Origin of the sequence: Xanthomonas vesicatoria ATCC 35937, from assembly GCF_001908725.1 — a bacterium.
Lineage (GTDB): Bacteria > Pseudomonadota > Gammaproteobacteria > Xanthomonadales > Xanthomonadaceae > Xanthomonas > Xanthomonas vesicatoria.
In genome coordinates this window covers 389,512-415,689 of sequence record NZ_CP018725.1, presented here as the reverse complement: position 1 = coordinate 415,689, position 26,178 = coordinate 389,512, and the positions used below count along the sequence as shown (strand labels likewise).

Sequence of the window (26,178 nt, the reverse complement as noted above, 5' to 3'; positions counted from 1 at the left end):
ATCAGCGCCGCGCTACACATGCGGCAGGGCATAGAGTTGCGCGCGCAAGACAGGTACGCTGCCGGTCTAGCAATTACAGGATGTTGTCATGGGTCTGATCCAGGCAGTGGCGGGTGCGGTCAGCGGCGTAGTGGCCGACCAGTGGAAGGATTTCTACACCGTACCGGCGCAACTGCCGGCCACGGCGGCGCTGTTTGCGGCGGTTCCGCGCGGTAGCAACGCCGGGCGCGGCGCCAACACCAACGCGTCATCCAACATCATCAGCAACTGCTCGAAGATCGTGGTCCCCGAAGGCTACGGATTGTTGCTCTTGCAGGATGGGGCGATCACCGGGTTTGTCGCCGAAACGGGCGGCTACGAATGGCGCTCGGACGATGCGAATGCGCAATCGTTGTTTGCGGGCGACGGGCTGGTGGCGCCGTTGATCCGGCAGAGCTGGGAGCGCTTCAAGTTCGGCGGTCAGCCCGGATCTCAACAGGCGGCGTTTTTTGTTTCGCTGAAGGAACTGCCGGATAACCGCTTCGGCACCCAATCGGAAATCTATTGGGATGACGGCTTCCTGGGCACGCAGGTCGGCGCGATCACGCGCGGCACGTACACCTTGCAGGTCGTCGACCCCATCGTGTTCGTGAAGAATTTTGTGCCGGCGCGCTATCTGCAGCCAGGAGAAATCTTCGACTTCACCGACCTGGATAATGCTGCGGCCAGTCAGCTGTTCAACGAAGTGGTGGGCTCGCTCGCGCCTGCTTTCAGCCTGTATACGAACGACCCGGCCAAGGGCAATCGCATCACCAAATTGCAGCAGGATTCGCTGGGGTTTGCGCGCAGCCTGTCCGATGCGGTCGAGCAGGCGTATCAGTGGAAATCCGAGCGCGGCCTGGCGATCGTCAAGACCGCCATCGTGTCGATCGAGTACGACGCCAACACGCGCGACCTACTCAAGACCGTGCAGCGCGCTGATGCGCTGGCCGGTGCGCGCGGCAACTCCAATCTGCAGGCCAGCGTTGCGCAGGGCCTGCAATCGGCAGGCGAACAGGGCGGAGCGGCGGGCCTGGTGGGTGTGGGCATGGCGACAGGCCTGGCAGGCGGTGTGGGTACGCTACAGCAGCCTGTTGCAGCCGCGACGCCTGCGGCGGACGATCCGGTGGCCAAGTTGAAAAAGGCCAAGGAGATGCTGGATCTGGGCTTGATCACGCAAGCCGATTACGACGCTGCGAAGGCCAGGGCCCTGGGCCTGTAAGCGCGCTCGCCATCATGTCCGACCCCCGCTTTCCGCCACCGCTGCCGCCCGTGCAGCCGCCGCCCCTTCCGCCCTTGGGTGCGACATCGCCCACCGGCCCGGGCTCGCCGCAGGACGTGCCGCCGTTGCCGGGCAGTCTGTCGCTCGACCCGGCTACCCTGCCCGGCCCGATCCGCGACGAAGTGCTGGCTCCCGATCCGCTGGCGATCGACACCGCCGCTGCCGAGCTCAAGGATGGCCTCAACCGCTGCCCGGCGTGCGGCTCCAGCGATATCCGCCCCAAGCTCGGCACCGATCTTCTGGTCTGTCAGTACTGCCGCGCCGAGTGGCCCGGGGTGCGGGTCGAAGAGGCATTCGGCTTTGGGCAAGGCATCGGTGAGTTACGCGGTACGGTCGTCGCCTCCGGCGCGCAAGACATCGCTGCGGATGCGGCCAGCCTGATGAGCTTCAAGTGCGCCGGTTGCGGGGCCGAGGTCACCATCAATACGCAAAGCACCATGACGGCGCGCTGCCATTGGTGCCGGCATGTGTTCGGCGTCAACGAACAGGTGGCCAATGGCGCGGTTCCCGACGCGGTGCTGCCCTTCCATATCGACAAGCAGGATGCGGTGGCGCGCATCCGTCAGTTCGTGGACAAGCGCCGGTTGTTTGCGTTGAAGGCGTTCAAGCAGCAGTTCACGCCCGAGAACGTGGTGGGTGTGTATCTGCCATACATGATCGTCGACGGCAATGTGAGCGCCAGCGTGTCGGGCATGGGCGAGGTCAAGCTGCGGCAGTACACGCGCGGCACCGAAAAGAACAAGCAGACCTACTACGACGCCGACGTGTATCAAGTGCGTCGGCAAATCGAATTCACGGTGGACGACCTGCCGCTGGAGTCGTCGGCGGCGCGCGGCAATCTCGATAGCCGGGTCAATACCAACAACATCATCAATGCGATCCTGCCGTTCGATATCAAGAACGCGGTGCGCTGGAACGCCTCGTACCTGGCCGGTTTCAGCTCGGAAAAGCGCGACCGCGATATCGCGCAGCTGCGTCCTCGGCTGGAGGACCAATTGCTATCGATCGCACGTGCCCAGGTCGCGCCCTCGGTCAGGCGCTATGGCCGTGGGGTGCGCTGGGAGTCGGAGCGCCTGGACGTGCACGGCACGCGTTGGGTGTCGATGTATCTGCCGGTGTGGCTGTATTCCTATCATCAGCCAGGTCGCGGCGGCGGCATGCTGCACTACATCGCGGTCAACGGCCGCACCGGCGAAACCATGGGCAGCGTGCCGGTCCAGCAGTGGAAACTGTTGCTGGCTGCGTTGACCGCCGGCAGCGCGATCGAAGCGGCGGTTCTGTTTTTTCTGGCAGGTGTTTCATGAGCGATGAGGGGATACTGTTTCTGTTACTTGCCGGCCCGGCCGGCGGCTCGGCGCTGTACTGGATGTTGTATCGGTACTACCGCAATACCGATCAATCGCATGCGTTCGAGCGCGAAACCAAGGTCGATGCCAAACCGGTCACCGGTACCGACATCAAGGTCGATACCATCATCGGCACGCGCGCCACGCAGATCGCCGGCGACAACGTGTCTGCGTACCGCACACGGGTGCGACGCGAGGGCGATTGACTGCTGGCATTCGCGTTGCCCAAGGTTGCTTGGAACGCAGACCGTCCGATTGACACGATGCCGCTGTGTTCTGGGGGGCAGCGCAAGCATCGGGACCCTGGCGACATATGCTGTATCGGCTTCGCAGTCGCGGCCAAGGGCACGCGTTTCAAGCCGACGCGGCGCTGGCCGCCTTAGCCGCTGCCTGCAGCTGCGCGCGCGCCAGGTCCAGCGTTGTCATGATCTGCACCACTTCGTCGAGCGGATGCAGTGGCGACTCGCGACGGCCTTCTCCGATGTAGCGCGCGGCGGCGTTGGCCTGCCATGACAGCCCTTCGTAGCCCTGAATGCCGGTCGGGTCCGTCCAGTCGACCGGTGTGCTGGCGTAATCGTTGCTGCCGATCCGCAGCGTGGTCGGATTGTGGAAGTCGCCGGCCAGGTCGATACGGCCTTCGGTGCCGCTGATGTAGGCCCTTGAACTGCTGCGCGCGACGATGGAGCTGATCAAGGTGGATTGCGCCTGCGCGCGATGCGACAGCACGACGGTAGAAAAGGCATCCACGCCAGTGTCGGTGAGTCCGCCGACGGCGGTGACCGCGGTCGGCGCGGACAGGATCATCGAGGAAAACTGCACGGCATAGACGCCCAGGTCCAGCAGCGCACCACCGCCAAGTTCGGGCCGGCGTTGCCGATGTGCGGGGTCGCTTGGTCCACGCTGGCTCAGGTCGGCAAAGACATGGCGCACCTCACCAAGCGCACCATCGGCAAGCAGTTTGCGGATCACCGAGGTATGCGGCAGGTAGCGACTCCACATCGCTTCCATCAAAAACAGGCCGCGCGCACGTGCTTCTTGGACCAGCACGCGCGCATCGTCGGCGCAGGTGGTGATGGGCTTTTCGATCAGCACATGCTTGCCGGCGCGTAATGCCAACAGCCCGTGTTCCAGATGCTCGCTATGCGGCGTGGCGATGTAGACGATGTCGACGTTTGGGTCGTCGACCAGTGCCTGATAGCTATCGTACGCACGCTCGATCGCCCACGCCTTTGCGAATGCGTCCGCACGCTCCCCGCTGCGCGAGGCGACGGCCACCGGGCGCTGGCGGGTGTTGCTGCGTAACGCGCGCACGAATGCGGAAGCAATCACGCCAGGCCCCAACACGCCCCAGCGTAGGGATGGCTCGCCTTGACCAGGCGCGAACAGATCGGGCTCGGGAATGTGGAGCATTGGCATGGGGTCGCTGCGTTGTCGTGGAGCGATCGATGCTAGCAAAGCACGCGTATTGATCGCCTTGGCATGGCTGCTTTGGCGCAGGACTGCAACAGCGCGAAGCGGACGCGGCCAGTGCACGTGCTGCATGGCCTGCACCTCGTGCTTGGCCCGCTGCCCCCTTGCTCCGCCTAGCGCGCTGCGCGCCGCCAACCGGCATTGAGCGCATCCTGGGCCGAGCAGAAATAGCGTTCGCCCTTCTCGGCCGAGATGCGGGTGCGTGCGTAATCGCGTTGACCAGGCATGTGGAAGATCTTGCTGCCCTTGCCCGAAATATTGCCCTTGATGGCGCACGTGCCCGGCGCTACCGACGGCGCAGTTGCGGGCGCATGCGCTGCAAGCTGATGGCGCTTATTGCGTCGGTAGTCGGCGGGCTGCTGGAAGGTTCCCTGCCAGAGATTGCGTTTTTGCTGCTGCGCGATGCGCTCGTCGGCAATAAACGCAGTGGCGTACTGGCGATACGCCACCGCCCAACCATTGCGCACCATCCAGCCGTTGACCGATTGCCCCTGAACAAAACAGTCGGCAACGAGGCGCCCATAACGGTCGGTATCCTTTTGCTGACAACGCACGGTCTTGTCCATGAGATACCCGTCCAGCGCGGCCGCGGAGCGACGACCACAGGGCCACGGACGACCATCAGCGCTGTTGCACAGCTGTGCGCTTTCCGGCGCGTCGATCCCCCACAAGCGGATGCGTTTCTGCGCCAAGGTGATGGTATCGCCATCCGTCACCGCAGCCCGGCCGACAAGCTCTGCCGCGTTGGCAGGCAAAACGATCACGACACCAATAATCCCCAACAACCATCTGAACAACATCGACAACAGCGTCCCTTGACGATGGGTAGACGTCGTCCCTGCGTTCTTCCCGTGTGTGCACTCTCAGCCGGATGGCAGTGTCCGGCGCTGTCCTGATGCCCGACTTCCACGCGGCAGTGCCGACGCAGGGCCGGCACTGTATGCCAATGCGATGGGGATGGCTATCTCTTATAGCTTCTGCATGAAGAACAGCGGGCGCCTGATGCAGTTGGGCGACATGCAAGCCATTGCGATACGGGATGGCATCACGTGCATTCTCCGCACCGCGTTGCTGCATCTGCCCTGCTCTACATGCGCCTTGCCGAGTCGCTGGCTGACCGGCCGTCTCGTGTAATCAGAACGGCAAAAGAAAGCCCGCCCGGCGCATCATGCAACCGGGCGGGCTCTTCAGCCGCTGCTTACTGCGGCGCCACCGGAGCCGCAGCTGCGGGCGCTCCTGCAGCAGCCTGTGGCGTTACGCGCCAGATGATGTTGGCCAGGTCGTCGGCCACGATCAACGCTCCGCGCGGGTCGACAGTGACGCCCACCGGGCGGCCGCGCGTCTTGCCGTCATCCCCATGGAAGCCGGACACGAAGTCGATGGGCTGACCTGCCGGGCGACCGTCGCGGAACGGCACGAACACCACCTTGTAGCCCACTGGCGGGTCGCGGTTCCAGCTGCCGTGCTCGCCGACAAATGCGCCTTCGGCAAACTTCGCGCCCATCACCGGCGACGAGAACGCCACGCCCAGCGCGGCAACATGCGAGCCCAGCGCATAGTCGGGCGTGATGGCAGAAGCCACTTTCTGTGGATCTTGCGGCATCACACGTTCATCGACATTTTTGCCCCAATAGCTATAAGGCCAGCCGTAGAAGCCGCCCTCGCGTACCGAGGTCAGATAGTCGGGCACCAGGTTCGGGCCAATTTCGTCGCGCTCGTTGACCACGGCCCACAGCGCACCGGTTCCTGGCTGAATCGCCAGTGCGGTGGGATTACGCAGACCGGTGGCATATGGCCTGTGTGCGCCGGTTGCCGCGTCTACTTGCCAGACTTGGGCGCGATCGACCTCTGCCACCATGCCGCGCTCGGTGATGTTGCTGTTGGAGCCGATCGCCACATACAGATAGCGGCCATCCGCGCTGGCGGTGAGCGCCTTGGTCCAATGGTGATTGATGGCCGACGGTAGGTCGGTCACCTTATTCGGCGCGCCGCTGGCCTTGGTCTGGCCGTCGCGGTAGTCGAAACGTACCAGTGCATCCTGGTTGGCGACATAGAGCGCATTGCCGATCAGCGCAAGCCCGTAGGGCGCATTGAGTTTGTCGGCGAACACCGTCTTCATTTCATAGGTGCCATCGCCATCGGCATCGCGTAACAGGGTGAGGCGATTGCCGCTCTTGGCCTTGGATGTGCCCTTGGCCTTGATCGGGCCGGCGATGATGTCCTTGGGCTTGAGGTTGGGCGCAGACCCGCCGCGGCCCTCGGCGACCAGGATGTCGCCATTCGGCAGTAACAGCGTCTGGCGCGGAATGCCGAGGTCGGTCGCAATGGCGGTGATGCGATAACCCGCCGGCACCGTCGGGGTGCGCTTGCCCCATGCGGTCGGTTCGGCGATCGTCATGTCGGGCAGCACCCCGCGATCCGGGGCCGGCAGTTCCGGCATGGCGCCGTGCTGGTCGAGCTCGGGGGCCTTGCCGCAGGCGGCCAGCGCAGCCGCGAGAACGGAGACGGCAAGCACATGTATGTAGCGGCTCATCGTGCACCTCCCATGCGCAGACCCGACAGCCCAGACCAGGTGGCGACCAAGGCGAACAGCGTGGCGATTGCCGACAGCGTCAGTGCTGCGGGCATGATGGCCCAGGCATCGCGTGCGTGATGCAGCGCGTCGAAGAACCCGACGATCCAGGTTGCCACCAATGCGATCACATAGATGACGTTGCGGCTGCCGCGCACCAGCCCGACGATGGCGGCCACAAGCGCGAGGGTGGTCACGATCATGGCGCCGACCAGCAGCCAGGACGCGAAGTTGCTCCATTGGATCTGGTAGCTGCTCCAATAGGCGTAGTCGCTCAACAGCGCGCCAAGGAACAAGGGCCACACACCGCCGAGCACGGCTGCATGGAATGGATGGATGGCCCAGCGACGGGGCGGAACGACGGCTGTATTCATGGCGGACTCATTGGGGACAATGGCGAAACGTGCCCCGATGCTGCCAGCTGGCGTGTGATGAGCAAGACGATATCGGATGCGGTGTTTCTGCCCATGCCATGAACGCATTGTTGCAGGCGCCCGCCGTGCACGGGTGCGCTTGGCGATGCTGCAAGGCCGCCTGGCACCGCCGTGCGGTTGGCATCCATCCGTCCTCGCCAGCGCAGTTCGACCAGACACCTCGCCGCTGATCCCGCCACACGACCACTGGGCCGGCACACCGACCACAAGTCATAGAGTGCTGAGTGCAGATGGCAGCTGCGATTGAGAACAACAGCCTAGTGTGCACCTGCCAGGCAGGCACGGCCGGTGCTCGGTGTGGCGTGGACCACTCGAACACACCGGTTCTGATTACACCGCCCGCATCCAGCTGAGGACTGCTCGCAAGGATCTGTTAACCGCTCTTCCGTGATCTCACCGCATCACGCCTTCAACGCCACGCGGTAATGAGCGCATCTCATAACTGCATGCAGCGCACGCGGATGGAACGACGATACCGATACCGCATGCTGGCGCCATGCCTTGGCGCGCCTCGCAGCGTGTGTCCATGGCGCATCGCGCAGCCGCGCAGGCCTGCGGCTATCGCATGACCATGAGGAGATGACGCTTGGATTTCAGCACAGCGATCCCTAAATCTGAATGTAAGAGAGCGATGACGTCGGTGCAGCGGCCCTCGTTGCTCGCTCGTTTGATGGCCTACGCTCTCGGCGCGGTCGTTGTTTGTTTGGTTGCCCCCTCCCCCGCGGCAACACCTTCCCCGGAGTCCATCGGTATGCCCATCTCAGAAAGTCTGTCGCCCCGGCAGCAAGCCATCGCCCCGATTGCCGCGTTTGCGGCGACTGGCGATATCGACCGTTTGAACACTGCATTGGAGGCAGGTCTGGAGGCCGGGCTGACCATCAACGAATGCAAGGAGGTGTTGGTGCAGGTCTACGCCTATGCCGGCTTTCCGCGCAGCCTCAACGCACTGGCGGCACTAATGCAGGTCGTGCAGGCGCGGCAGCAGCGCGGCCTTGCCGACGCGCAGGGCACGCTGCCAGGCCCAGTGCCGACCGGGCAGGATCTGCTTGCATTGGGCACCGCCAATCAGACGCAGCTGGTGGGTGCAGCGGTGTCGGGTCCCCTGTTCGAGTTCGCACCGGCCATCGATACCTATTTGAAGACGCATCTGTGCGGCGACATTTTCGCGCGCGACAACCTCGATTGGGTGAGCCGCGAACTGGCAACGGTGAGCATGCTCGCAGCGCTGGAAGGTGTGGATTCGCAGTTGCAGTCGCATCTGAAGATCAGCATGAACATTGGCGTGAGCAGCGCGCAGCTCAACGCGCTGGCGCAGGTGCTGGATACGCGGGTCGGTGCAGCTGCCGGCACCCGCGCCAAGGCCGCCCTGGCCAAGACGCAGTGAGGGTGCTACCCACGTGATGCAGCCGCTGGCTGACGCAGCCGCCAAGCAGGCGATTGGCCCGATGTGCCGTCGCGTGGCCGAGAGCGACCTGCACGCAGGCGGCACGGCGCGCGGCACAGGAATGACGGCGCTCTGATTCCTTGGCCGATGTGTCGCTCGGTCGGGTTGCTGCCGATCTGCGCCGCGCTCCGCACTGCCACGATTGCAGGCGCTCGCCAGCGCCTGCGGTTGCCCGCTCGCCTGCGGCAACCTCAACATACTCCGCAGATCAGCGAGTTGGCAGGCAAGCGGCGAGGCGCCGCCTGGCGGCGCCATCCATCGCCATCGGCTGCTGGCAGGCTGCGGTACGCATCTGCCCTGGAAACAGCGACGGCCACCGCGCACGGCCAGAGCGCAGCTTGAACCGGGGATCCGACGCTGCGTGGCTTGCGCTGCGAACGCGTCGCTTATCGCGATGCGCCACCGCCCGCCGCGCCAGGTCACTCCACGCGCCATTCGGGCGCCTCTGCGGGCTTCCTTGTGCATGTGGCCGTCTCCCTTTGGAGCCCGTGCGCGTGGTGGATCGATCTTGCGAGTGTTCCGGTGCCCTCCAGATACCCTGCGACGCACTACCCAGCTGCCGCCGGGATCGGCCACGGCCGCGCGTACAGGTCGTGCAAACATGGATCCGGTCTCCAGTCCGCACGGCCTTGCCTGAGCAAATCGCTCAAACGTTCACAGCCGTGGCTCGGCCGTCTGTCGCGGTACGGCCGAAGCGGAGTTCCCTGGCGTCGGCACCAAGCGGGCTGAACCTTTGCAGGCTTTAAATGCGGGAATGTCGATCGCTTGCCCAGGAAAGTCATCGCTATTGCGTTCGTGCCGAAAACCAACCGGATTATTGAAATTCGATCATTAAATAATAGCCAGCCCACACCGATCGCCGGGAAAAATATTTAAAAACCACTCCAAAAATAAACGGAATTGTTCAAATTATTCAGTTTTAATGCAACCGATTGCGAAATCGATGCGCTTTAGACAGCGAATTTTGCACAATCGAACCAGACTGGCCGGCTCGACTTTCCGACACTTTTATCGCGACGACGGCAGGCTATAACTGTCATCTAGACGCTTTGAACCATCGCTGCGAGCGACATTATTCAACATCTTCCCGCGTACGGCCGCGTCCGTTAGAGTGACTAACTTGCGGTTGAATTCGCTACACGATGTGGGGAACTCACCCACATCTTTGACATGATTCCCCGATTACCTGCGTTCTTCATCGCATTTAGGATTGCCGCCCGCTGCGAAATGCGACGCTGTATTGTCGAGTTCGGTCCGACAGTTTTCTGCATTCCGATCTGCTAGCCGGGTCTTTATCCGGTTCTGCTATGAATTAAATCGGCGCCGCCTATCGCACGCGTTTTTCTCTGAATAGCAACTGTCCATTCAGATTTTAGAGTGAATGGATAGCGCCGTTAAACAAACCGCAAGCACACGGCGAATGCATCAGCGGAGTTGCCGAGTGCTTTGCCAGCGCAACTCCGAGGGGACGGACCGCTGCTGTTTGAAGTGAATAACACGTGAAATTAAACGCCTTCGTTGGTGACCACCAGCGCTGGGACCTTCTGCGCCAAATTCCAGAATCAGCAGTAGCGGCGCGCCTCCAACGGAATCGACCCATCTTATGAATCGCTCGCTACTTGCAACCACCATCGCCTCCTGTCTCGTCCTGACCGCATGTGGCGGCGGCGGTGGCGGCGGCAACGTCCGCAATGATCCGCCGCAGAGCACCGTGATTGCGCCGGCACCCACGCCGACCGCACCCACCACCCCCACCACTCCAGGCACCACCTCCGACCCGCTGCCCAAGACCGCGCCGGTTCCGACGCCTGCGCCTACCCGCTATCAAGGCGTTGGCAGCAATCTGCTGGTGCCGATCAATGCCGATCTGGCGCAACAGGCCGGTGCCCGCGGCCAGGGCGTGAAGCTGGCGGTGCTGGACGACAACCTGGTGCCGAGTTACGCGCCGATTGCCGGCAAGGTCGATGGCTTCACCGACTACACCGCCAGCCCGGGCACGCCCGAGTCCTCGTCCAATGCGCTGCGCGGCCATGGCACGATCGTCTCGGCGCTGGTGCTGGGCTCGGCGCAGGACGGCTTTGCCGGTGGTGTGGCTCCGGATGCGGACCTGTTCTATGCACGTATCTGCGCCGAGAATTCCTGCGGCACCCAGCAGGCCCGCCGCGCTGCGGTGGATCTGGCCGCCTCCGGCGTCCGCATCGCCAACCTGTCGCTGGGGGCCTCGTATGCCGACGCCGCCGGCAGCGCGAACGCGGCAGCGGCCTGGCGGTTTGCGCTGACACCGCTGGTGCAGGCAGACGCGCTGATCGTCGCCTCGACAGGCAACGAGGGCGCCGCCGAAGCCTCGTACCCGGCGGCAACGCCGGTGCAGGAAGCCAGTGTGCGCAACAACTGGCTGGCGGTGGGCGCGATCAATATCGACAGCGCCGGCAATCCGGCCGGCCTGACCAGCTATTCCAATCATTGCGGCGCCGCTGCGCAATGGTGCCTGGTGGCACCGGGCAGCTTCACCGCGCCGGCGCTGGCCGGCACCGAATTGCAGGGCCAGGTCGCCGGCACCTCGTTCTCCACCGCTGCGGTCAGCGGCGTCGCGGCGCAGGTATTGGGCGTGTATCCGTGGATGAGCGCCTCCAACCTGCAGCAGACCCTGTTGACCACCGCTACCGACCTGGGCGACCCGGGCGTGGATGCGCTGTATGGCTGGGGCCTGGTCAACGCGGCCAAGGCGATCAAGGGTCCGGGCCAGTTCGCCAGCAACTGGGCGGCCAATGTGGGTGCGGGCTACGACAGCACCTTCAGCAACGATATTTCCGGCAGCGGCAGCCTGACCAAGAACGGCAGCGGCAAACTCACCCTGAGCGGGAACAATAGCTATACCGGCGGCACCACTGTCGCTGATGGTGTGCTCGCGCTGTCCGGCAGCCTGCGCTCGGATCTTCTGGTCGCCAACTCGGCCACCTTCGAGTCGCGCGGCGGCGTGATCAACGGCGGCTACAGCCTGGTCAACACCACCGGCACCACCGCCATCGAGTTGGGCAAGGGCCTGACCGTCACCGGTGTGGCCAGCCTGAAAGGCAATCTGCTGTTGCTGCCGGAAGCGGCGGGCTACACCGTGGGCAGTAGCGAGAGGATCGTCAACGCCGGGGTCCTGCAAGGCACGTTCGACCGTGTGCAGTACGCCAACAATTTCTTCTGGACCGCGTCGCTTGCCTACGATCCGACCACCGTCACCGCAACCCTGACCCGCAATGCGGCAGCCGCCAGCGCGCAAGCCGCCGGTGCGCCGCAGGCCGTGGTCAACGGTGCCGCGCAGGCCGATGCGCTGGTCAAGGTGCTGGACACCCGCGTGGCCTCCGGCGACACCGCAAACCTGGGTGGTCTGATCAGCGCCACCGGCTCGCTGCTGGCGGCATCCAACGCACAGGTCGCCGCATCGCTGCCGACCCTGGCCGGCCAGGTGCATGGCATCGAGCGCACGCTGGGCTTCCAGTCGGCACTCAACGATGCACGCGTGGCTGCCGACCGCCTGCCCTACCTGGCCGACACCACCACGCTGACCACCTGGATGCAGGGCAGCTACCTGGATGGCGATCTGAGCCGCAGCGGGTTCGCCTCGGCCGACTACACCCAGCAAGCCACCACCTTCGGCGTGGACCTGCCGGTCGGCAATGCCGGCACGGTCGTGGGCGCGGCGGTGACCTCTGGCCAGGACCGCGCGCACATCGATGCATCGGCCAGCCGTCTGCGCGCGGACCGTTATGCGATGACCGCGTATCTGTATCAGCCCATCGGCCAGGCGTATGTGTCGGGCATCGGTTCGTATGGCATGAGCAATGTGGACACCGAGCGCAACGTGCAGGCCGGCAGCGTCGGCGAGCGCTTGCAGGACCGTCGCCACGACACCAACTGGTCGCTGCGTGCGGAAGTCGGCCTGCTGCCGCATGCCGGGCTGTCGCCTTTCGTCGCTGCAGGCGTGGTCAGCCAGACCCAGGACGCCTTCAGCGAAGCATCGCTGACCGGTCTGGGCCTGAGCGCCGGTAGCGACACCTTGCGCGCGGGATATGGCGAGGTGGGCGTGCGCGGTCATCTGGCACGCGGCAAGTGGGGCTTCGATGGTCTGGTCGCCTACCGCTCGTTGCTGGGCAACCCCAACGCCGACTTTACCGCCTGGTTCACCGGCTTGCCGGAGGCGCGCTTCAACGTTGCCGGGACGCCGGTGTCGAAGCAGGCCGTGCGCGCCTCGGTCGGCGTGCGTTATCAGGTCAACGACGCGTTCTCGCTGTACGGCAATGTAGGTGCCGAGCGTGGTCGTTCCGATTCCAACAGCATCAACGCCAATGTCGGTCTGCGCTGGCAGTTCTGATCCAGCGATGGCGGCGGTGACGCGACAGCATCCGCTGGCCGTGTAACGCCGGCGACGACGAAGGCCCCGGCACGCCGGGGCCTTCGTGCGTCTGGCTTGTCGAAGCGCGCAGCCCATGGCCGGCACCCCTGTGTGCATGTGTCCCGATGCGGCTGCAATGCGACGAAGTTGCTCGGGGCGATGCAGCGGGATGCAGAAAAACGCCTGAAAACTTTTGCGTCCGATCGATGCGCGATGTTGCCATGCGGGTTATCGCCGTGATCTATCGTTGATCCCGCCCCACGGTCACCCGCCCCTGCGTGCTCGTGGGTACGGACACGCTTGCGCTAGTCGACGACGACGTCTTGGTGCGCGCCTGACCAGGCGGATCGGCACACAACAAAAGCCCCGGCATGCCGGGGCTTTGGCGTTCACTGCGTAGAGCCGATCAGAAACTCCAGCCCCAGGTCACCTGCCCGCCATACGCGGTCTGTCCATCGCCATCGAGTCCCTGCAACGACAGCGACATGCGGCTGTTGGGCGAGGTGATCAGGCTGACGCCCAACTCGCCGATGGCGGCATTCTTGGCCAGCGTGACGCTTTGCACCGAAAACTCCGAGTCGGTGCCGATGAAGCCCGCCGAACGCTGCACCGCGCGATCACCGAACGCGTGCCGCCACCCCACCGAAGCATAGAGTGCGGCCTGCTGACCAAGCTCCCAACGTCCGCGCACACCCAGGGTACTGGTGGTGAACTCGTCCTTGGCACTGTCCACCGACAGCCCGGCGATCCCGCCGCGCTCAACGAATCCGTCGGTCTTCAGATGGGTGTAGTCGGCGGCAATGAAGGGGCTATATACCGCATTGGCGGTGCGCAGATTCCACGACGCCTCCAACGACACGGTCACGGCAGTGGCATCGTATTCGCTGCTGAGGCGTTCTTCGAGCACGCCGGGCAGCATCACCCGACGCGTGCCGTCCACGCTGTAGTCCGCATAGTCCACAGCGCCCTGTAGCGAAAACGCGGACCAATCGGCCTGCCCATACACACCGACATGTGTGCCATCGATATCGGCGCGATCGCCCCATTCGCGCGACCAGCTTTCGATGTCCTGGCTACCCACCGCCACACCGAACACGCTGCGCTCGCCGATGCGGCGCTCTGCACCGGCCATGATGCCGTTGTCTTCGCGGCGCACCGAAATCGCATTGGCATCGCCGTCGACACGGTTGGGCAGGCTACGCCCGGTGATCCACACGGTGGTGTCGCCGATGCGGGTGTCCTGGCTGTCACCGCGTAGATGGCTGCCGATGCCGCTGTTGAGAAAGCGGCTGTCCAGCATGGCGGTTGCGGTACTGGCATGGCTTTCCCCCGACAGCGATGCGAAGGCGGTGGCGACGGCCTGCGGGTCGTCCGGCAGACGCACCACGGCCTGATACACCGGGCTATTGATCGACAGGCCATCGACCGCAGCGGCAGTGGACTGCTGGTTGGGCGTGGTCACCGCATCCACCATGCCGACGGTATTGCGTCCCAGCGACACCGACAACCCGGTTGCGCTGGTGCTGACGTTGGGGTCGATAAACGCATAATCGGAGAAGACGTTTGTGAATTGCCCGGTGAGCCCGCCGGCGGCGTTGATCACCGGAATCTCGGTGAACAGCGGCAGGTCGGCTGCACGCACCAGTACCAACGTGCTGCCTGGTGCCACCGTGGCAGCGCCGCCCACGGCGAGTGGGGCGACCACACCACCGGCGCCCGGAGTGACCTGCAAGGTGGAGCCGGTTCCGATCGTCGCGTCGCCGCCGACGCCGATGGTGCCGTTGCCGCCGCCGATCGCCACGGTGCCGCCGGATGTACTGAGGCTGCCGATGCTGCCGCTGCCGGTCAGCGTGCCACCCGGCCCGACGCTCACCGGCCCACCGATGGCAGCGCCGGGATTGGCCGGATTGCCCACGCTCAAGGTACCGGCGTTGACCTCGGTCGGTCCTGTGAAGCTGCTGCTGTTTGCGGTGAGCAACAACGTGCCCGTGCCGAGCTTGACGAACCGGCCGACCCCGAACAGCCTGCCTGCGTAGGTCCCGTTGCTGTTCTGCAGGAACGTCAGCGTGCTGTTGTTGACGATATCGCCCTGCAAGCTGCCGGTGTTGCCGATCAAGGTACCGGCATTGATGGTGGTCCCGCCTAGATAAGTATTGGCTCCATCCAGCGTGACCGCACCGGTGCCGTTCTTGATCAGCGCACCGCTGCCGGAGACGCTGCCGGCAAAACTACCGTCGTCCGCCTGATCGAAGACCAGCACTGCGTTGTCGAGGATGTTGCCTTGCAGGCTGGTGGTGGTGCCCTGCAACGTGCCCGCGGCAACGGTGGTGCCGCCGCTGTAGGTGTTGGCAGCGGCCAGCGTGAGTGCGCCGGCGCCCTGCTTCACCACAGTGCCGGTGCCGCTGACGACGCCGGTAAATGTGCCATCGGCCGCCTGGTCGAACACCAGCGTGGCGTTGTCCACCACGTCGCCCTGCAGACTGTCGGTCGTGCCGATCAAGCTGCCGGCACTCACCAACGTGCCGCCGGTATAGCTATTGGCACCGGTCAGCTGCAGCGTGCCGCTGCCGGCCTTCTCCAGCGAGCCGGTCCCGCTGACCACGCCGGCATAGACCCCGCCGGTGGTCTGGTTGAACACCAGTGCCGCATTGTTGACGATGTCGCCCTGCACGCTGGTGCTGTCGCCGATCAGGCTGCCCGCCGCGATCGTCGTGCCGCCACTGTAGCCATTCGCACCGTTGAGCAACAGCGCACCCGCGCCGTCCTTGACCACGTTGCCGGTGCCGGTGATCGAACCGCTGAACACGCCATCGGCTGCCTGATTGAAGACCACGGTGGCGTTGTCGACGATCGCGCCTTGCAAGCTCGCGCTATTGCCTGCCAGCGTGCCGGCATTGACCGTGGTGCCGCCGGTATACGTGTTGCCGCCGTCCAACGTCAGCGTGCCGGTATTGGTCTTGATCAACGCACCGCTGCCACCGATGGCCCCAGCCAATGTCAGATCGGCCGGGTTGTCGACGGTCAGCGCCGCGCCCAGGTTGACCGCGTTGCCCAGCGCTGCGGCAACTGCATTGCTGAGCACCGAGTCGCCTGTCACCGACAACGGACCGCTGCCCAAGGCGGTGTTGCTGCCCACTGCCAGCGTGCCGGCGTTCAACACGGTGCCGCCCACGTAGCTGTTGTTGCCTGTGAGCGTGAGCGTGCTGGTGCCGTTCTTGATCAAGCCGCCCGCGCCGCTGACCGGCCCGGACAAGCTCAGGTCGTTGCTGCCGAGCAGGTTCAATGCGCCGTCGAGGATCACCGCATTGCCGACCGCCACGGCCTGATTGCTATCGAGGCTGGTGCCTGCTGCGGCGGTCAACGCCCCAGTGCCCAATGCCTGCGCATCGCCCAGTACGAGCGTGCCGCCACCGAGCGAGGTGCCGCCGGTGTAGCTGTTGGCTGCGTCGAGTACCAGGGTACCGGTGTCGAGTTTCTGCAGTGCGCCTGCGCCGCCGATGGCGACATCGATCGTGCCGGTCACGCCGGGGTCGACACGGATGATGGTGTTGGCGGCATTGGCGCTCAAGCCACCTGCCCCGCCGTCGCTCAGCACGTAGCCATCGGTGACGAACTGCATGCCGGTGATGCCTTGGGTGCCTTGCACGCCGACGGTGCCGGCAGTGCCGGCGAACACCGCAAAGCTGTTCTGCCAGGTGTCGTTGGTCAGGCCGTCGATCGATGTCCAGTTGGTGCCGCCGGCCGTCCATGCAGCGCTGCCGCCATCGATGCTGCCGTTGGCGACGGTTTGCGCACCATCCCAGAACTGCACGTTGCTGCCCGGCGCCAGCACCACCACGTTGACCTGCTGGGCCAGCGCGGTCTGCAGCGTCAGCTGGGTCGGGTCGATGGTGCCGGGCAGCGTGCCAATACCCAGGCCGTTGTCGGTCAATGCACCGCTGTAGTCGATCAGGCGATACACACCGGTGCCGAAGCCGCCGATGTCGGTGATGCTGAGCGTGCCATCCAACGTGAGGTCGCCGTTGACCGCCAGCACACCGGTCTGGCTCGGGATGCCCAGGAACGCATCGAGCGTGGCGTTGGACGCCATGCTCAAACTGCCGGTGGTCAGCAATGCGCCACTGCTCACCACCAGACGGCCGCCATCGTTGAGGGTCACCGCCGCATCGACCACGCCGCTGCCGCTCAAGCTGCCGCCCGCGCCAACGTTCAGGCCGCCCGCGCTGGCCAGCGCGCCATCCACATCCAGCGTGCCGCCAAGGACCTGCGTGATGCCGCCCAGCACGCTGGTGCCGGTGAGCTGCAGCGTGCCGGTGCCCACCTTGTCCAGGTTGCCGGCACCGCTCAAACTGCCGGCGAACGTACCTCCGGCATTGTTGACGCCCAGCTGCAGCGTGTTGCCGCCGAGGATGTCGACCGCGCCCAGCCCGGTCACCGCGCCCAGCGCTGCACTGCTGCCCAACGACAGCCCGGCACCTGCCGCAACATCCACCGTGCTGGTGGCGCCCAGGTTGCCGGTGGCAGAGGTGGCAAGCACACCGGCCTGTACCGCCACAGGGCCGCTGAAGCTGTTGGCACCTGCCAGGGTCAAGGTGCCCAGCCCGGTCTTGGTGAGCGCGCCGGTGCCACTGAGCGTGCTGGTCAGTGCCAGATCCGCGGCGCTGGCGATGGTCAGGTCTGCGCCGAGGTTGACACTGTTGCCCAGCGCCAAGGCAATCGCATTGCTCAAGGTGGAGTTGCCCAACACCGACAGGCTGCCAACACCCAGTGCCGTATTGCTGCCGACCGCCAACGTGCCCGCGTTCAACACGCTGCCACCGACGTAGCTGTTGCTGCCGTCGAGCGTGAGCGTGGTGGCGCCATTCTTGATCAGGCTGCCGGCGCCGCTGACCGAACCAGCCAAGGTCAAATTGTTGCTGCCGAGCAGGTTCAGCGCGCCATCCAGCACCACTGCATTGCCGACCGCCAATACCTGATTGCTATCGAGGTTGGTGCCTGCTGCAGCGGTCAACGTGCCTGTGCCGAGTGCTTGCGCATCGCCCAGCACCAAGGTGCCACCAGCGAGCGAGGTGCCGCCGGTATAGCTATTGGCCGCGTCGAGCACCAGGGTACCGGTGTCGAGTTTTTGCACACCACCGGGACCGGAGATGGCGACGTCGATTGTCGCGGTGGCGCCAGGATCGACGCGTATCGCAGTGAGTGAATTGGCTACCGCCAGCGTACCGGCGCCGGCATCGTTCAACAGGTAGCCATCGGTTGCGAACTGCAGGCCGCCAACGCTTTGCGCGCCTTGCACGCCGACGGTGCCGGCAGTGCCGGAAAACACTGCAAAATCGCCTTGCCAGGTGCTGTTGGCGCTGCCGTCCTGGCCGGTCCAGTTGGTGGTAGCGCCCCACACACCCGAGCCGCCATCGACCGTGCCATTGGCCGTGGTCTGCACGCCATCCCAGAACTGCACGATGCTGCCGGGCGCGGTGACCACCAGATTGATCTGCTGGCCGATCGCGGTCTGCAATGCCAGCTGGCTGATATCGACGCTGCCGGGAATGCTGCCGAACAGCACACCGTTATTGGTGAGCAAACCGGTGTAATCGATCAACCGATACACACCGGTGCCAAAGCCGCCGATGTCGATGACATTGAGCGTGCCGTCCAGGGTGAGATTGCCGTTGACCGCAAGCAGGCGCGTCGTGCTTGGCGCCGCCAGCGACACGTCCATCACGGCGCCCGGTGCCAACGTCAGCCCACCCATGCTCAGCGAGGACCCGCTGCTCAAGGCCAGCCGGCCGCCATTGCCGATGGTCACATCGCTGCCGATGCTGCCGCTGGGGCCGGTACCGGTGAGCGTGCCGCCGGCGACCACATTCAACGCGCTCGTGCCCAGGCTGCCTACCACATCCAAGATGCCGCCGCTCACCTGCGTGGCGCCGCCGGTCACGCTGGTGCCGAGCAGGTTCACGGTGCCCGGGCCAACCTTGTCAAGATTGCCGCCACCGCCCAGGCTGCCGGCGAAATTGCCGCTGCCCAGCTGCAAGGTGGCGCCTGCATCGGTATCGACGCTGCCCGCACCGGTGAGTGCGTTGATCAGGCCGCCGTTGGTCAGGTTCAAGGACGCGCCGGCCGCCACATCCACGTTACTGGCGTTGCCGAGCGATGCGGCCGTGCTGGCCACCACGGTGCCGGCCTGGATCGCCAGCGGGCCGGTGTTGGTATTGTTGCCGCTCAGCGTCAAGGTGCCGAGGCCGGTCTTGGTCAGCGCGCCCGCACCGCTGATGGTGCCGCTGGCCAGCATGTCCGCCGTGTTGTCGACGGTAAGCGCTGCAGACAGATCGATGCCATTGCTCAAGGCCACCGCGATGGCGTTGCTCAACACCGAATCGCCGGTGACCGACAAGCTGCCGGTGCCCAGCGCGTTGTCGGCCCCCACCGCAATCGTGCCGGCGTTGAGCGTGGTGCCGCCGCTGTAGGTGTTGCTGCCATTGAGCGACACCGTGGTGGTGCCGTTCTTGACCAGGCTGCCGGTGCCGCTGATGGCGCCGTTCAAGGCCAGGTCGTTGCTGCCGATCAGCGAGAGCTGGCTGTTCAGTTGCACGCTATTGCCGACAGCGAGCACCGTGTTGGCATCCAGTTCGCTTGCGCCACTGACCACCAGGCCGCCCACACCCAAGGCTGCAGCGTTGCCAAGCACCAGGCGGCCGGCATCCAGGGTGACGCCGCCACTGAAGGTATTAGCGTTGCCCAGAGTCAGTGTTGCAGCCCCTTGTTTAGCGAGACTGCCGATTCCGCTGACGACGCCATCGAGCGTGATGTCCTGCGTACCGGGCAGCGTCAATGCGCCGTTCAAGGCAAGTGCATTGGCCAGCGCCACGGCCGTGGTGGCATCGAGCGTCGTGCCGCCCGCAGCGGTGAGCGTGCCGGTACCCAATGCCGCATCGTTGCCGACTACCACGCCACCTGCCTGCAGCTGCAACCCGCCACCCCAGGTGTTGTTGCCAGCAAGCGTGAGCGTCTGCGTGCCGGTCTTGATCAAGCTTCCTGCACCATCGATCACGCCGTTGAGCGTGAGCGCTTGGCCGTCGATAGCGAGCGCGCCATTCACCGTAACGGCGTTCTGCAAGGTTGCAGCAATGGCGGCGCTGAGCAGCGTGCCATCGGCCGCGATGAGCGCACCGCTCCCCAGCGCTGTATCACTGCCAATGATCAGCGAACCTGCGTTCAACAACGTGCCACCGGCATAACCATTGTTGCCGGTCAGCGTCAACGCGCCGCTGCCCTGCTTGATCAGGCTGCCGGCACCGCTCACCGTGCCGGTCAAGTCGAGCGCGTTGTTGCCGGTCAGCGATAGCGCACCATTCAACACGACGTCGTTGCCTACCGTGGCTGCAGTGGTTGCCTGCAACTGCGTGCCGTTGGCAGCGCTCAACGCGCCACTTCCCAAGGCCGCACCGCTGTCGATCAGCAAGGCGCCTGCATTGAGATCTACGCCGCCGGCAAAGGTATTGGCGCCGGTCAGCGTCAGCGCAGCGCCGCCATTCTTTACCAGGCCGCCGGCACCGCTGACGCCTCCATTGAGCACAAGGTCCTGGCTGCCGCCAAGCAACAGATCGGCATTCAGTACGATGTCGTTGGCGAGCACGCGTGCAGCGGTGCTATCGAGCTGGCCGCCGGCAACGGTGAGGCTGCCTGTACCCAGTGCGGCATCGCTGCCTAGCACCAGGCTGCCCGCAGTCAGCAGCGTGCCACCGGTGTAGGTGTTGTTTCCTGACAGGGTCAAGCTGGCGGGGCCGAGTTTGTCCAGACTTCCGACACCGCTGATGCCGCCAGTGAGCGTCAGCGCGTTGCTGCCGCCGATGCTGACCAAACCTGTCAGCGCGATGGCATTAGCAAGCGTGCTCACCGCGACGTTATCCAGCGTGGTGCCGGCCGCTGCGGTCAATGCGCCTGCGCCCAGTGCCGTGTCGCTACCAACAACAAGCTTGCCCGCGCTCAGCAAGGTGCCGCCCGCATATAGATTGTTGCCGCTGAGGGTGAGATCGCCGCTACCGGTTTTCACCAGGCTGCCGGTACCGCTGATACCGCCGCCCAGCGTCAGCGCCTGCGCGCCATTGAGCGTCAACGTATTGCTATTCAACGCGATGGCATTGGCTAGCGTGGTAGGCGTGGTGCCCTGCAGATTGGCGTTGCCGCCGAGGCTGAGTGCGCCGCTGCCAAGCGCACCGTTATTGGTCACCTGCAAGGTGCCGCCGGCAAGCGTGGTGCCGCCACTGTAGGTGTTCAAGCCGCCGAGTGTGAGCGTACCGGTGCCGAGCTTGCTCAACGCACCGGTGCCGCTGATCGAACCACTCAAATTCAGTGCGGTGCCATTGCTGGCCACGCCCAGAATGCCGGTGAGCGCAATCGTATTGCCCAGCGTTGCCGCTGTGCTTGCATCGAGCACACCGCCGCTGGCGGTCAGAGTGCCGGTGCCCAATGCGGCGTTGGAGCCGACCACCAGGCGCCCGTTGCTCAGCGTGGTGCCACCGGTATAGCCGTTGACATTGGTCAAGGTGAGATCGCCGGCGCCGCTCTTGATCAGGCTGCCACTGCCATTGATGGCGCCGCCAAGGGTCAGTGCCTGCGCGCCGGTCCACGTCAATGGCCCGGCAAGATTGACGGCGTTGGTTACCGCCAGCGATGCGCCGGTGCTGAGACTGGAGGCGCCGGTGACATTCAACGCACCATTGCCCAGCGCGGTGGCAGTGCCCAATTGCAGGGTGCCCGCTGCCAGCGTTGTGCCGCCGCCATAGGTGTTGGCACCGTTGAGCGTCAGCGTGCCGGTGCCGGTCTTGTTGATGCCGCCGGTTCCGGCAAGCGCACCGGTCAAGGTGAGTGCATTGCCACTGGCGCCCAGCCCCAGGGTGGTATTGAGTGCAAACGCATTGTTCAAGGTCAACGGTGCGGTGGTGTCCAGCAGCCCGCCTGCTGCAGTGACGGTGCCGGTGCCGAGCGCGCCGGACGTTTCCAGCACCGTGGTGCCCGCGCTCAGCGTGGTGCCGCCGGAATAGGTATTGGCGCCGCCGAGCGTGAGCGTGCCGGTGCCGGTCTTGTTGAGCGCACCGACTCCGCTGACCACACCACCGAGCCGCACGGTATTGGTCCCGCCAATGCCCAAGTTGCTGTTCAATACAAAGGCGTTGGTCAAATTAAGTGCGGTACCGGCCAGCAGGCTCCCGCCGGAGGCGGTGACGGTTCCTGTTCCCAACGCGGCGTTGTTGCCCGCGGTCAGCGTGCCCCCGCTCAAATTGACGCCGCCGCTGAAGGTATTGCTGCCAGTGAGGTTCAATCCACCGGTGCCGGCCTTGGTCAATGCACCCGTCCCTGTCAGCGTGCTGCCGATGGTTAGCGCATTGGCGCCCTGCACCGTCAAACCGCCGGTGGCAAGCGTAATGCCACCGGCCGGTGCCAGCGTCAGCCCGGCAGCAGTGGCTTCGAGCGTGCCGCCATTGGCCGTGATCGCGGTGCCCAGCTGCGCAGGTAACGCAAATTGCAGCACACCGCCGTTGAGTACGCTGTTGCCAAAGTTGCTCGCGCCGCCCAAGGCCCAGGTCCCACTATTGACGCGCAGGCTGCCGAAATTGATGTACTGATCGGTGCTTGCCACGCCAGCGCCGGTCACGCCGCTGCCGGTTCCTGTCGCTGAATTCTGCAGGATCAGCGTGTTGGTTCCGCCCGCACCGCCATCCACCACGCCGGTGCGTGCAAAGCTCAGCAAACCGCCTGGACCAAGCAATTCCAGTCCGAGTCCGCCAGCGCTGTTGATGCTTCCGCCGGTCACTGCGGTGAAGGTATTGGTGCTGTTGGCACCCATCGACACGCTGCCGTTGATGGTGCCGGAATTGACGAAACTGTTGCCGGTGGCCGAACTCTGAAACCCGACGCGTCCATCGATGGTGCCGGAATTGACCGCATTGACGGTGCCACCGCCACTGACGGCAATCACCGGCGTGTCGGCACCCAGTACCGACAGATTGAGCAGCGTCCGGCTGCTGATCAGCCCGGCATTGTTGATCTGCACGACGCCATTGCTGGCAGATGTCATGCCCAACGCCATTCCATCGAGATTGAGCAGATTGGCGCCGAGTAACCCGCCGGTCCCGTAGATGCTGCCGCCGGCGAGATTGTTGGCAACCACCGATGTCGAACTTGCGTTGCCCATGGTGACGCCGGTACTCAACACCGACAGCAGGCCAAGCACGGATGGATCGATGGTGCCATTGTTGTTGAGCGTGGCATTGGTGCCACCAAGCGCGATGGCGGTACCGCCCAGCAGGCCAGCCGTCATCTGCGTACCAGACGCCACGTTGACGGTCAGGTTATTGGCGCTACTGGAAAAGGCATTGCTGGTCGCCGGCAGACCGCTACAGGTGACGGTTGCGCCAGCGGCGGGCAATGCCGGCGTACACGCCCCCCAGGCCAATCCAGGAGCGGTGGCCCCCACCGCCAGAACCACCAGACTCGGCAATGCACGACGCGTCGCTCCGGGCTTACGTCGACGTCGCACCAGCTCATGCGTGACGACCCAATTACCAATCGCTGCGTTCCAGACCAGCGCAAATGCACGATTCATTCTGATTCCCCTGATTGCCCGCAATAGACCAGCGCGCATACGCGTACGCGCCTTCGAAAGACGGAAGTGGATGTAGCGACCTAGTGGATTTAGAGCGTGACCCGCTTCAAATCGGCCACTTAAGGATGAGAGCGATTAATACCAATCCCTGGTAAACACGCTGCCAAATTAATAGGCGAATCGACTCGACCGAACTGTGCGGAGTATCACTAACCATAAAATCCTGCGTTACACGACCATAAACTGTCGACTTGTTTACTTGTGCCCGCTTTAAAAAAAATGAAACGGTCGTTCGATATGGCCCATAGGGCTTTATAGCGGGCACTACGGCTGAATCCAGCGCTTATTTGTGTGCGCTGAAGCTGATTTACTTACTGAGTTCGCAGACTTGAGCGAACCGGTCCATGCCCAGCCGCATGATAGCTGGCCGAACCACATAAGCAGACGCTACAAGGTTATTCCGCACTGCAAAATACGTGGCGGTTAAGACCGGCCTGCCTGAGTCCGTTTGGATCGATAAAACCAATTAGCGGTCGACGCCAGCAGGTGGAATGCGGTATTTGTACCAGCCACGGCTTACAGCGAGACGAACAGCGCCTATCGATTATTTTTTTGTTTTGCTTACGGACGCGACCGCTTGCGGTGGCAGCATGGCCCCGCTCGTCACTTGTCGATGACCTCGGTTTGTTTCTAGTAGCCCTGCAGTGTGTGATCTTCAACACGGACCCTGACGACATGACGCTTGCTTCGGGAGACAAATCGCCGGAACGCCAATTCGATTGGTCAGGCGTGCCGATCGATCTCGGCGGGATGGAACCGCTCGAACAGATCGCCCGCCTGCTCTGCCATGCGCTGGTCGCGCCCGCGGCTGCGCTGACCATTACCGAGGCCGGCCGTATGCGGGTGCTCGCATCGCGTGGCATCAGTACCCACCAGGTCGAGCACGCCATCGCGCTGTGTCGGCGCGCACCTGCCGCCGCCAATGGCGTGACAGAGTTGATCGAACATGCGGCACTCGCGCCGATTCAACTGGGCGATGCCGCCTTCCCTGGGCTGCCTGCCCGGTTTATTGCCTGCGTCCCGGTCGGTGCGCCGCAAGCCGGTATCACCGGCACGCTGTGCGTGATCGACACGCGCGAGCGCCGCCTTGCCAGCCAGGAACATCAGCAGCTGCTGATGTTTGCCAACGTGGCCGCTGCGCAGCTGGAGCTGCAGTTCGGCGCGGGCAGGCGCGAGCCGCATAGCGGCCTGCTCAACGCGCGCCAGCTGCAAGCGGATCTGGACGCCCTGGCCTTCGGCAGCCACAGCGTGCCGACCATCGCGGCGTTTATCGAGGTCTACGATACGCAGGCGGCCAATGAGGCCCGCCAGGCGCTGGGCATGCAGCCGCTGGAAGAACTGACCCGTCATGCCAGCTGCGTGCTGACGCGTGCACTGCGCGGCAAGGCGACCGTCTATCACGTCGCCTCGATGCGCTTTGCGTTTTTCCTGCTCAATTCCGCGCCCGACGAAATGGAAGACCTGTTGCTGGATTTGCGCGACATGCTGCACAAGCCGGTGGACGCCGCCGGGGTGCCGATGTCGCTGACCTTCCATGCCGGCGTGGTGCGCTTTGCACCGCAACAGCCAGACACCAACGATGTAATGCGCAAGGGCCTGGTATCGCTGGGCGATGCCATCAGCAACAACGCGGTGGTGTGCTGGTATAGCGCATCGCAGGACGACGCCATCCAGCGCTCGTATCGATTGGCGCTGGATGCGGAAAAAGCACTGGACGCTGGCGATTTCCGTTTGGTGTTCCAGCCACGCATCAACCTGCAGGATCTGTCGGTCATCGGGTTCGAAGCGCTGCTGCGCTGGCGGCATGCCAGCCTGGGGCCGATCGGCCCGGACGAGTTCATTCCATTGTTCGAAAAGACCGCGCTGATGTGCACGGTCACCAACTGGGTGATCGAAAGTGCGTTGGTGCAGCTATCGCAATGGCGCGCGCAAGGCCTGGATTTTTCGATCTCGATCAATCTGTCCTCCCGCGATTTCGGCAACATCAATCTTGCCGCCGATGTGATCAAGCGCTGCAAGGAGCTGGCCATCCCCACCCACCGGATCGAGCTGGAAATCACCGAAGGCCGCTGGTTGCGCAGCAACGTCGAAGCCGTTCCGCGCCTGCGCGCGCTCCGCGACGCTGGCGTCAGCGTGGCCATCGACGATTTTGGTACCGGCTACAGCAATTTCGGTTACCTCACCGAGTTGCCCGTCAATGTGCTCAAGCTGGATCGCTCGCTGGTGACCGGCATTGCCAACAAGACCGGGATGCAGATGCGTGCAGAAGCGGTGGTGCGCATGGCCAGCGCACTCGGCTATCGCACCGTTGCCGAAGGTGTCGAGCATGCCGACGAAATTGCGTTGCTGCGCAGCTGGGGCTGCGACGAGGCACAGGGGTATCTGCTGTCCAGGCCGATGGAAGCGCCACTGGTCGCGGCGTATATGCAGGACGCCAGGGCGCAGCAACGCCTGTCCTGAGCCAACGCGGCGTGATTGCGCTGGGTCACGCCGGTCGACATCACCTACTCGCCTTCAGGACACAGGCTGCCGAGGCGCGTCGCAAGCGTGCGCTCGGCATGT

Annotated in this window: 11 protein-coding genes and 1 other RNA gene; 7 read left to right on the top strand and 5 right to left on the bottom strand. The window is 64.3% G+C overall.

What is annotated here, in order from left to right:
- The first annotated feature begins 88 nt into the window (after positions 1–88).
- From BJD12_RS01705 to BJD12_RS01695, 3 genes are read left to right on the top strand one after another with little or no spacing between them, the layout of a single operon-like run.
- A complete protein-coding gene (locus BJD12_RS01705) occupies positions 89–1,240 on the top strand; it encodes an SPFH domain-containing protein (RefSeq protein WP_005991096.1) in 1,152 nt (383 codons plus the stop codon).
- Between the two features lie 14 nt (positions 1,241–1,254).
- The gene (locus BJD12_RS01700) at positions 1,255–2,604 is read left to right on the top strand and encodes a TFIIB-type zinc ribbon-containing protein (protein WP_042827855.1); all 1,350 of its coding nucleotides are present in this window, start codon (positions 1,255–1,257) and stop codon (positions 2,602–2,604) included.
- Positions 2,601–2,852, top strand: coding sequence for a hypothetical protein (locus tag BJD12_RS01695; protein WP_005991093.1), 252 nt, complete (start codon positions 2,601–2,603; stop codon positions 2,850–2,852). Before BJD12_RS01700 ends, BJD12_RS01695 begins: the two co-directional genes overlap by 4 nt.
- 148 nt (positions 2,853–3,000) lie before the next feature.
- On the opposite strand, the gene BJD12_RS01690 is transcribed toward BJD12_RS01695, so the two are convergent.
- The 4 genes from BJD12_RS01690 to BJD12_RS01670 all read right to left on the bottom strand — a co-directional run bounded on the left by BJD12_RS01690 (position 3,001) and on the right by BJD12_RS01670 (position 7,062).
- Positions 3,001–4,062 (bottom strand): Gfo/Idh/MocA family protein, encoded by a 1,062-nt coding sequence (locus BJD12_RS01690; protein ID WP_039420386.1) that lies wholly within the window; start codon positions 4,060–4,062, stop codon positions 3,001–3,003.
- Between the two features lie 167 nt (positions 4,063–4,229).
- Entirely contained in the window at positions 4,230–4,916 is a 687-nt protein-coding gene (locus tag BJD12_RS01685; RefSeq protein ID WP_005991089.1) for a thermonuclease family protein, read from the bottom strand.
- 398 nt (positions 4,917–5,314) lie between these two features.
- Positions 5,315–6,649, bottom strand: coding sequence for a PQQ-dependent sugar dehydrogenase (locus tag BJD12_RS01675; RefSeq protein ID WP_005991085.1), 1,335 nt, complete (start codon positions 6,647–6,649; stop codon positions 5,315–5,317).
- Positions 6,646–7,062: a hypothetical protein gene (locus BJD12_RS01670; protein WP_005991083.1), complete on the bottom strand. Its 417-nt coding sequence runs from the start codon at positions 7,060–7,062 to the stop codon at positions 6,646–6,648. The genes BJD12_RS01675 and BJD12_RS01670 overlap by 4 nt, the downstream gene beginning before the upstream one ends.
- A gap of 362 nt (positions 7,063–7,424) precedes the next feature.
- Between BJD12_RS01670 and BJD12_RS01665 the strand changes: the two genes are divergently transcribed.
- The 3 genes from BJD12_RS01665 (at position 7,425) to BJD12_RS01655 (ending at position 12,929) form a co-directional block, all read left to right on the top strand.
- A non-coding RNA gene (locus BJD12_RS01665) (sX9 sRNA) lies at positions 7,425–7,501 on the top strand.
- A 372-nt stretch (positions 7,502–7,873) separates the two neighbouring features.
- Complete coding sequence (locus BJD12_RS01660) at positions 7,874–8,506, top strand: carboxymuconolactone decarboxylase family protein (RefSeq protein ID WP_039420380.1); 633 nt, start codon at positions 7,874–7,876, stop codon at positions 8,504–8,506.
- Between the two features lie 1,663 nt (positions 8,507–10,169).
- Positions 10,170–12,929: a S8 family peptidase gene (locus BJD12_RS01655; RefSeq protein WP_005990966.1), complete on the top strand. Its 2,760-nt coding sequence runs from the start codon at positions 10,170–10,172 to the stop codon at positions 12,927–12,929.
- A 427-nt stretch (positions 12,930–13,356) separates the two neighbouring features.
- Here the strand turns inward: BJD12_RS01655 and BJD12_RS01650 are convergent, their stop codons facing one another.
- Positions 13,357–23,556 carry an autotransporter-associated beta strand repeat-containing protein gene (locus BJD12_RS01650; RefSeq protein ID WP_005990967.1) on the bottom strand — a complete coding sequence of 3,400 codons (10,200 nt, stop codon included), beginning with the start codon at positions 23,554–23,556 and terminating at the stop codon, positions 13,357–13,359.
- Between the two features lie 708 nt (positions 23,557–24,264).
- Here BJD12_RS01650 and BJD12_RS01645 point away from each other — a divergent pair.
- The gene (locus BJD12_RS01645; RefSeq protein ID WP_039422259.1) at positions 24,265–26,076 is read left to right on the top strand and encodes an EAL domain-containing protein; all 1,812 of its coding nucleotides are present in this window, start codon (positions 24,265–24,267) and stop codon (positions 26,074–26,076) included.
- Positions 26,077–26,178: the final 102 nt, after the last annotated feature.

Coding starts and splice junctions, on each gene's coding strand:
- BJD12_RS01705 (WP_005991096.1), top strand. CDS start 89: ATGGGTCTGATCCAGGCAGTGGCGGGTGCGGTCAGCGGCGTAGTGGCC.
- BJD12_RS01700 (WP_042827855.1), top strand. CDS start 1,255: ATGTCCGACCCCCGCTTTCCGCCACCGCTGCCGCCCGTGCAGCCGCCG.
- BJD12_RS01695 (WP_005991093.1), top strand. CDS start 2,601: ATGAGCGATGAGGGGATACTGTTTCTGTTACTTGCCGGCCCGGCCGGC.
- BJD12_RS01690 (WP_039420386.1), bottom strand. CDS start 4,062: ATGCCAATGCTCCACATTCCCGAGCCCGATCTGTTCGCGCCTGGTCAA.
- BJD12_RS01685 (WP_005991089.1), bottom strand. CDS start 4,916: ATGTTGTTCAGATGGTTGTTGGGGATTATTGGTGTCGTGATCGTTTTG.
- BJD12_RS01675 (WP_005991085.1), bottom strand. CDS start 6,649: ATGAGCCGCTACATACATGTGCTTGCCGTCTCCGTTCTCGCGGCTGCG.
- BJD12_RS01670 (WP_005991083.1), bottom strand. CDS start 7,062: ATGAATACAGCCGTCGTTCCGCCCCGTCGCTGGGCCATCCATCCATTC.
- BJD12_RS01660 (WP_039420380.1), top strand. CDS start 7,874: ATGCCCATCTCAGAAAGTCTGTCGCCCCGGCAGCAAGCCATCGCCCCG.
- BJD12_RS01655 (WP_005990966.1), top strand. CDS start 10,170: ATGAATCGCTCGCTACTTGCAACCACCATCGCCTCCTGTCTCGTCCTG.
- BJD12_RS01650 (WP_005990967.1), bottom strand. CDS start 23,556: ATGAATCGTGCATTTGCGCTGGTCTGGAACGCAGCGATTGGTAATTGG.